Below are 2,220 nucleotides of genomic sequence, written 5' to 3'. Positions count from 1 at the left end.
TCTACTGAAATATTCTCGGATATCCCGAAATGCGTAGTTTGCTACCCAGCCAAACTTCTCGACAGCGACTGTGTCGCTCAGACCGTCCCAACGGAACGTTTCCGGTCAAGGAGATAGGAAGCGGCGACGAGCCAGCACACACCGAGGAAACTGAGGGCCTCAACGGGAGCGTTCCATGCGTTAAACTCGGCTACGTAATACCCAATCATGAATGCGGCGAAAGGTGCGCCGACGTACGCGGCAACGTTTGGAATCCACGGTGAATTACTCTCATGTAGCTGTTCTGCGTCCTTGTACACTGCAACGAGCAGAAGTGCTGCTGCGATATACGTGCTCAACACCAATACTATTGCAAAGAGTATGCTGACGATACTTTGTGGGTTGATAGAAAAGTAACAGCCTGCAGCCACAGGCAGGAGTAAGACGTAGAGAACCACGTATTTCGGCCATTTTGAGTTGCCCGTTCCCCGCCAGTCGCCACTCGTCGTATCCTTCACTTCGGCCCGCCACGACCGCACAGCAGCAAGTCGATCCCCGATAAAGGCAGCCACACGCACAAAGAACACAACGATAGCAACTCCGATAACGATCGCGATGGGAGTTCCAACCACGGTGAAGACCGTTGCTCTCAGGGAAGACGCGCTTAGGGTCGAGACCATGGTGGCGAGGTATACGATGACGAGTCCAATGGAAGCAACAAGCCCAGTTCGTGTACTTGCTTGGCTTCGACTCGTTGGTCGATCGTAGTAGAGGTACCCGACGAGCAAACCAGCGACGACGAACGCACCACCAGAGACGGTTCCACCAGCAACTAACGACTCGTCAGCCACTGTTCGCCACGATAGTAGCACGGTGAGTAGTGCCGACACGAGCCCAATGGCTGTGGCTAGCCGAAGCTCCGGCTCAGTCAGCGCTCGGTAGATGCGTGTGTGGAGGGGCATTTTTTGAATAGATTACTATCTGGAAGCATCAAGAGTCTTGTCAGGGAAGTCCAAAAAATAGCCTTTCAGTTGATTGGATTCGACTTCTCGATGTGCACGTGTGTACACGCAGGTATAGAACGCGCTGCCTGCTCGGCTCCAGTACGACAAGAAAGCATCAACTCACCGAAGGAACTTTTTAAACTCGCGTACCGGTTTCGAACATGCGATTCCGCCCTCCCTCCGTAGATTCATAAGGTGGACTTCGATTCGTGCGACACGACCTCCGTATTCTAGAGTTAAGCGTGGTAGGAACAGGTGTGTGACAGATATACAAGGAGAGAGTGAACGATTTTCTTCGTTCAGATGCATTCTGAACATTGAATTGACTCGTAGGTCCTCTACGCCGACACCGGCGACGCCACTGTCTTGTCACCGAACTCGATGCACACTCGGAACTGGATTGACTGTATCCCCGGTTTGAGAACCGACGCAAAATGTATATCACTGAAGTTTATGTGGAATGGCCACAAAATAGGATTCTGTAATGACAATCCCCGAACACAATCCCTCCACACAGGTAGACGATGTCTCCCAGGAAATCGGATGACACCAGTCGATCACTTGGACTGTGGGTCCTTGTGGCGGCACTTGTGCTCTCAGCTGCGGCACTACCGGTACTGTCAGACTCGGCAAGCGCGGCAGACGCACACATCGGAATCAAAGATATAAACGTCTCGACGAAGGACCCCGCCCCCGGCCAACAGACGACGATTCGGACCACGATACAAAACGGGGAGAACAGTCCTAGTATCGTCGAAGTCACCGATGTCTACGTCCGTCGTCCGAAGAGTTCGGAAGACCTCGCGCGTGTCGAAGACGTCGGCACAGTCACTATCGGTGGGGAAATGACGGTTCCATTGACAGTCTCCTTCGAGGAACCAGGAACGAAGAATCTCCGAGTCATCGTCGCTGGGAGACAGAGCGATGGGTCCTACACCACCGTCCGGTACCCGTTGACGGTCGACGTGACCGAACCGAAGCATCCCCAACTCGAACTCACGACGGAGAAGGCAGTCGTAGGAGCGACTCGGTCTGTGAACGTCACTGTCGCGAACGGTCTCGAACGCGACATTCGTCAGGTCCGTGTCGTCCCGTCCGCGCCGGGCGTGAACTTCAGTGTCGACGAACGTGTGAAAGCCCGCCTGCGATCGGAGAACACTAGCACGTTCAGCTTCCCTGCTCGCGTTACCGAAGCAGGGACGTACCCGGTGAACGTCACACTCTACTACTCGGATAG

General features: G+C 54.1%; 1 protein-coding gene and 1 pseudogene. One reads left to right on the top strand and one right to left on the bottom strand.

What is annotated here, in order from left to right:
- Positions 1-77: 77 nt before the first annotated feature.
- Entirely contained in the window at positions 78-830 is a 753-nt protein-coding gene (locus tag AUR66_RS12855; protein ID WP_157533109.1) for a DUF5518 domain-containing protein, read from the bottom strand.
- A 743-nt stretch (positions 831-1,573) separates the two neighbouring features.
- Here AUR66_RS12855 and AUR66_RS12850 point away from each other — a divergent pair.
- Positions 1,574-2,220, top strand: a pseudogene (locus tag AUR66_RS12850) (hypothetical protein); the annotation flags it as partial.

The organism is Haloferax profundi, assembly GCF_001469865.1.
Taxonomy (GTDB): domain Archaea; phylum Halobacteriota; class Halobacteria; order Halobacteriales; family Haloferacaceae; genus Haloferax; species Haloferax profundi.
Note: the sequence above shows the minus strand (reverse complement) of the source record. Positions and strands in the feature narration are given on the sequence as shown.